Below are 6,544 nucleotides of genomic sequence, written 5' to 3'. Positions count from 1 at the left end.
TGCTGTTGATGCTGTCGTTAAGCCGAACTTGTCCGGCCAGGTAGGTACTAGCGGCCTGGACGGCCTTGTCATAGGTGCGTCTCACCGCATTGGCCGTCGCCGCCTGGGTGGTACTGGTGCTGTTGACGCTGTCGTTCAACTGCACGATGCCTTTGCGCGTGGTCGTCGCCTGGTCGATGCCAATATTCTGCAGAAAACGCGCCTTATCCGGAATATCAGCCCCGTTCTGCGCCTTATCCAGCTTCTGGCCAATCATCTTCATCACCGTGGATGAAAAATTGGGATCGTTACCGAGTGCTGCGGCCAACTCCTGTAAGGTATCCAGCGCCGTCGGAGAGGCGTTAATCAACTGCGCTATCTGCGCCAACACAAAGGCCGCGGTCGCGATCTCTTGCCCGGCAGCCGACGCATCCGGCGTCGGCGCCGTAGGATGCCCGGTAAAAGCCGGGCTATCTACCGGTGCCTTGTTTACCGCTTGCGCTACCGCCTGTTCAACATACGTGACATTCTCAGCCACGCGACTCACCGCGGTATTGACCTCCTCCACCTGACGGGCAATATCCTGCGCCACCTGCAGGCCGGTATCCGTATCTTCCTTAGCCTGCTGGGCAGATAACACCGTCTGGCGGGTATTCTCCTGCACCTCCGCGGCATACTGGGCGGTGTCTTGTTTGGCAGATTGAGCAAGCAAGGCTGAGCCCTGCGCATTTTCAGCCGCTTCGCGTGCTCCCTCTAGCGATATTTCAGCCCGATGAGCATATTGCTCGGCATTTCCAGCGGCCGCGGTCGCCTGTTGTTGATGCTGTTGCGTTTGCGTCAGCTCAGCGCTGAAGATCTGCGTTAACTGAGCCGCTGCCTGCTCGCTGGCTTGTGCGGCGGCGCGCTCTGCCGCCCTATTCGCCGCCTCAGTCGCGGCCTGTGATGCGGCGGCCTCTGCCTGCCGCGCACTCTCGGCCGCCGCTTGTTGGCTGGCGTGCGCCGCATTGGCTTGCGCCGTGGCCTGCTGTGCCTGTTGATCGCCCCGTTCGGCGGCCTCTTCCACCTGACGGTGTAGATCTACCACCTGCTCCCGCTCATCCCTGACCGCCTCGGTTAACTGCGTTACGGTCTGGCTGGCCGCCTGCTCCGCCGTCTGTGCGGCGGCCTGTGCGCTGTGCCGTGCGTCCTCGGCAGAGGAGGCCGCCACCCGTTGGCTCTTTTTAGCGTCCTGCGCACTGCGCTGTGTCTGCTGGAGGAGCTGCTCTGCCGCCGTTTTCGCGGCCGAGGCGGCCTGCTGACTGCGCTCTGCCGACTGAGCGCTGTGCGCGGCAGCGTTTTCGGCGGCGACCGCGCCACGTTGACTTCGTTGTGCCGTTTGCGCGCCGCGCGTAGCCGTTCCTTGCGCACGCTCAGCCTGTTGTTGGCTGGTCTGAGCCGTACGCGCCAAGGTGGCCACCTGCTGTGCCTGTTGCTTGATCAGCTCGGCGGTGCTCTCCACTTGGCCATGAATCTGCGCCGTTTTACGCTGCTGGTCGAGGATGCTGCGTTGCTGTGCGCTGACCTGCGAGACCATCTCCTCAAAGCGGCGAATCACTTGCGGGCGAAGATCTTCCTCCGTCAGCATCACCAAAAAATCATTTAACGAACCATCCTTGGCGTCCTCGCTCACATTGATGGTCCCGACTTTTTGCGGTGGATAGTTTTCGACTGAGAGGGTGATGTCATAGCGCCCCGGGAGTACCGCCATCGAGTAAGCTCCCTGAGCGGAGGTGATCACTGTGGCATACGTATGCGCCAGCACCTCCTTGGTAGTGTGTGTTGCTAGTAGCGTCAGTTCAGCATGGACGATCGGTTGTCCCGTTCCATCCTTTAGATTGCCGGAAATCGTCACCGTCATGGTATCCCTCGTGTACATTGTCGCAATTTAGGCCTTGTACAACAGGCAATTGAGCGTCATTGAGATAGTCTGGTCATCGGTATAACGCCGCATAGAATTGCCTTTCCTCTCTTCAACCCACAACTCCAGCGTAATATTCGTTGCGGCCGGGATGGATTCGATAGCCGTCCCTACATCGACCCCTGAGCCAAGTTGGTCAGCAACCACCACCTCTCGGCCATTGATGTTGATGCCTATTCGCGTCCCAGAATAGCTGGTACTGGTTTTATCTCGCCCATCCCTCCCTGAACTAACGGTATTGGTCGAGGTCGTACCATGGGCCGCGACCGGCATGGCAAACAGTAGGCGATCAAAGGGGGCGGCACTGATCTGCAACGGCGTGCCAAGCCTCAGCGTGATGACCTTGACGATATCGCCCTTGATGGTTTCGGCGCGGATCTCCTTCACATCGCAGCTCTCATCGATGGTGACATGGCTAAGACGGCCACTGGTGGCATTGATGTGACCACTGATATCCGCCTGACGCGCAAATAGCTCCCCCTCCGGGGTGAGGACGAAGGTGGGGGGATCTCCCGATGAGATAATGGAGGCGGCGATCAGCCGCTTAAGCAGCAGCTCATTCAGCCACATCTGGCCTCCTTGCACGACGAATAGCGGCGTCGTAGCGCCGTTATCCGGGTCGAGCATTGCCAAACGATCTGCCAACAACAGGATTTGACTCTGTACCTCTCCCTGAGCGTCACTCTCGATGCCGACACCCAAGCCGGCGATATAGTGACGGCCATCCTGTAACTGCTGTACCCGTACGCCCCACAGGGTGTTGAGTCTGCCCTGCAAGTCCTGCCAGCTTTGGTTAATTTCCTGGATTTGACCGCTGTTTTCAGCCCCTAGCTCGATCTGCTCCCTGAGCGCCTGGGCCAGATGTGTGCGGCCGATCTGTCCTGCAAAGAAGTCCAGATAACCGGCGGCATCGTTACTGGCCTGGCCGACGGCCTCGACGAAGGCTGATTTGCCCACGGCGTTAACACTACGAACGTACAGGTAGTAATCCTGTCCTGGGTGGATCATCGCGCCGGAGACCACCCAAAAGCGCCCACTCCCCAGATAACTCGCCTGGGTGACGATCTGATCGAGATCGTGCAGACGCCGGGGGCTGAACCAGAATTCGAATTGTGTCTCAGGATTAAACAGGGTCTGGCGTGGCGTTACGGTGAACTGAAAATAACCCGGTGTAATCACCACCTCGATCGGTGCTTCTGGCGCCGCAATGACAAAGCGGATCTCAGTCGGGTCGCCACGTAGGCCACTGACACTGACCGAACGAACACTGAGCTGGTAGTGACCCAACGTCAGCCCGTAGAGGCGGTATTCGCAGGCACTTGTAGTGTAGTTGCCGACTAAGCGCAGCACCTCACCATCCTGGATCTTCAATTGCAGGAGAAAACGGATGCCGTTAACCATTCGTGGGGTATCCCAACGTACCCAAGCCTGATATTGACCACCCGCTTCGCTAATCTCCACCGTCAGATGTTGCACCGCCGGCGGCACGACGCCGTAGATAGTGGGCGGCTTGGGATCGAAGTGAGCCCCGTTATCGACTATCGACTCCTTCTCCGGCACATGTTGCAATGCCGTCACGCCATAGCTGCCATCGCCGTTCTCCACGATCTCCAAGCAGCGGAACAGACGTGGACGTAACGACGCCTGGCGGAGACTCCAACAATCGAACGCAGCGCATCCGGGAGGCAGAGCGGAAACATGTAGCTGGTCCGGAGCCGGTTGTCCATGAATGGTCACACTGACTTGACGCCCCTGTCGATCCGCCACCAGCAACTGCGTGAACGTCTCCACGTTAACCGGACGGTCGAGGCGAACCCATCCCTCGCCGACCTCCAACAAGCGCCCCCCAAGCGCAATGCCGGCATAATCGTTGTCGCAAATTTCGATGATATCGCCGGGGAGATGGCGGATCCCCTCCATCCCCAGACTAAAGGTCACCATCTGGGTCTCCAGTTTTTCACTGGTCAGCGCCCAAAGCCCCATGCGGTAAGCCTGGCCTCGACAAGTGCAGCCGAACGCGTCCAATTTGAGGACGTTCAGTCCATAGCGGGCAATCATCCCCTCATCCGCCACATATTCGGTCGAAACACGCCAACCGTTGTCGGGATCGACGAAGCGGATCTCGGCAGCGCTATGGCGGGCTTTCAATGCGCTGAAGGTGTAATTGAAGCGCCCCTCAACCACATTGGCGTTGCTATAAGACCAGACCGCGTCGGACGGACGATCCTGCACGAAGGTAAGCGTCTGGCCGTTCCAGACCGGCATACACCGCATGATGGAGCAGAGGTCGTTGATCACATCGTAAGCCTTGCGCTGTTCGCTCAGGCTGGCGTTGCACGTCATACGCGGTTCGCTACCGCCGTAGCCATCGGGTACAAGTTGATCGCAGTAGCGGGCGATGGCATACAGCGCCCATTTATCCACGCTGAGAGTGCCGACACGCCGTCCCAGGCCATAGCGGGGATGGGTCAGAAGATCATACAGAACCCAGGCGGGGTTGTTGCTCCAGGCCGCCTTGAAGTCGCCCTGCCAGAGCCCCTCATAATGGCGGGTGTGTGGATCGTAGTTGGCCGGAACCTGAATGATGCGCCCGCGCACCAAGTAGGTACGGCGCACCTGCTGGCTCCCGAACTGCTCGCTGTTGACCAATAGACCCACGACGGCCGTGTTGGGGTAGCGTTGGCGAATATCGATGATCTCGGTATAACTCGACCATAGGGTACGGTTTTGCAGCTGATCGCTGGCGCTATCCGGGGTGACGCGCACCACCCGAACACCAAAGGGGCGCGGCGGTAGATCGTCTAGCACCACGGAGGTCAGAAACTGGTTGGTCGTCTTGCCGCGAAGGGTCAGCTCACTGGTGTCCTGCCAATGGCCGTCGCGTTGCAGCTGGATCCGTAGGGTGACGCTGCTAATGTCGCGATCGCCTTCGTCGCTGACCGACTGTAACGCGACCACACCGAGCGTCAGGCGTAAGCGGTCTATGTTGGCTGACGTGATGGTGCGCGTGATCGGAGTGGTGGCCTTTACCTCAGCGCCAATGATCGTCTCCGCACCCGACGCCTCGAATCCCTCTAATGCGGCCTGCTCTTGAGTGCCAGCGTTGTAGATCACCGTCAGGCCATTGATGTTGCTGTTACCCTCATCATCGATGGCAGGCGTATCGTTGAGGTAGACGCTGGCTAATCCCGCGACGGGGCCCTCTATCGGCCCCTCACTAATCGCATCGATGATGCTGAGCCTCTGCGTCGATTTCAGGCTATCCGGTGCCTCATAGGGGGTATGTTGTTTAGCCCTGCCCTTACCCATATGTCATTCCTCTGTCGTTAGCGCATGCCGACGACGATGACGTCGCCTTGCTCATCCCACACGCTCACCTCCTGTGAGATGACTCGTGACCCCACCATGATCTCGCCATAGACCACCGGCACCGGGTTCCCTTGGGCGACCAGGTTATCCAGGCTGGAGAAGTAGGTGTTGGGTTTGCCGTTATCCGCACGCTGCAGGCTTGGTGTCTTGGGCATCGGCGTCAGCATCATGGCAACGCCGCTCAGCGCTAGTCCGCCGCCGCTGGCGACAAGGCCGCCGATCACTGCGCTAGACCACCCCAGCGGGTTCCAGGCGGCAAAGGCGACAAACGCCGCGCCCAGGATAGTTTGAATAAAGCCGCTTTTGGCGCCGGCTGGGCGTGGGACGATGTGGATCACTGCCTGATCGGGCAGCGGCTCGTGTAGGCGCTGCGCCAAGGTCTCCGTCGTCATGTCTTCGCCAGCGAGACGGACTTGATACCATCCCTGTAACAGTTGGCGGCGTAGCGCCGGTAATTGGCTAGCCAAGGCATAAACCGCCTCCGCTGCCGTGGCGGCTAACAGAGCGTGGCGGCGGCCAAATCGTTGCAGATCGCCGTAAAGGCAGATGCGTGCCAGGCGTGGTGGCGCCAGAGGGAGTGAGTCTGTCGTTGCCATCGTTCGCTATATCCTTCCCGTTTGCTGAGTTGGTTGGGGAGATGGTGCAGTAACTGCCCGTCGTCACAGTAAATGGCGGCATGGTTCGCTACCGAACAGCCAAAGCAGCACAGCAACACATCGCCCGCCTGAGCTGCCGCCAGAGGGATACGGGAAAACCCGTTACGGGGCAGCTCTTGCAGGTAAAGATCGGCGCCCTGTTGGTACCAGTCAGCGTCGTAGTGCATGGCCGGCAACGCGATCCCTGCAAGGTGATAGGCGTCGCGCAGCAAGGCATAACAGTCGGCATGGCCATGCACGAAGGGGCGTCCCAGTAGTAATGGAACAGGCCGATAACGGGCGATACGCCCCTCGCAGACCAGCCACCAAGGTAAGGCACTGGCGATCTGAAGCCGCCGATCGGCGGCGCTGAGATAAGGATCGCCATGTGGGTGGCTATGAACCAGGGCGACCAGCTCACCGCGTGCACTGGCTTGGAGGTAATCCTGTGGGGTCATGCGAAAATAGCGCCTCGGCTCCAGTGAGCGGTTTTTGCATGGTAGGTAGCGTTCGCCCATTGGCGTTCGTATCACAAAGCCGCAGGACTCCGCCGGCGCCATGCGTGCCGCATGCGCCAGAATGTCGTCATCAAGCATGGCGATAC

The 6,544-nt window shown here is 59.6% G+C and carries 4 protein-coding genes; all 4 read right to left on the bottom strand.

Annotated features, from left to right (window positions below; all coding sequences use genetic code 11):
- A partial coding sequence (locus ACEQFP_RS14150; RefSeq protein WP_396464351.1) for a prophage tail fiber N-terminal domain-containing protein occupies positions 1-1,876 on the bottom strand: 1,876 nt, incomplete at its 3' end.
- 27 nt (positions 1,877-1,903) lie between these two features.
- Positions 1,904-5,245: a phage tail protein gene (locus tag ACEQFP_RS14145; RefSeq protein WP_370547484.1), complete on the bottom strand. Its 3,342-nt coding sequence runs from the start codon at positions 5,243-5,245 to the stop codon at positions 1,904-1,906.
- A gap of 17 nt (positions 5,246-5,262) precedes the next feature.
- Positions 5,263-5,901, bottom strand: coding sequence for a tail assembly protein (locus tag ACEQFP_RS14140; RefSeq protein WP_047059845.1), 639 nt, complete (start codon positions 5,899-5,901; stop codon positions 5,263-5,265).
- Positions 5,802-6,542, bottom strand: a complete 741-nt coding sequence (locus ACEQFP_RS14135; RefSeq protein WP_370547551.1) for a C40 family peptidase — start codon at positions 6,540-6,542, stop codon at positions 5,802-5,804. The genes ACEQFP_RS14140 and ACEQFP_RS14135 overlap by 100 nt, the downstream gene beginning before the upstream one ends.
- Positions 6,543-6,544 lie beyond the last annotated feature (2 nt).

The organism is Edwardsiella sp. A.80236, assembly GCF_044540725.1.
Taxonomy (GTDB): Bacteria; Pseudomonadota; Gammaproteobacteria; order Enterobacterales; family Enterobacteriaceae; genus Edwardsiella; species Edwardsiella tarda.
The sequence above is the reverse complement of the archived record's forward strand: the minus strand, read 5'-3'. Positions and strand labels throughout refer to the sequence as shown.

What these genes read in the sequence shown, in the direction of transcription:
- ACEQFP_RS14140 (WP_047059845.1), bottom strand. Translation starts at nt 5,901, where the DNA reads ATGGCAACGACAGACTCACTCCCTCTGGCGCCACCACGCCTGGCACGC.
- ACEQFP_RS14145 (WP_370547484.1), bottom strand. Translation starts at nt 5,245, where the DNA reads ATGGGTAAGGGCAGGGCTAAACAACATACCCCCTATGAGGCACCGGAT.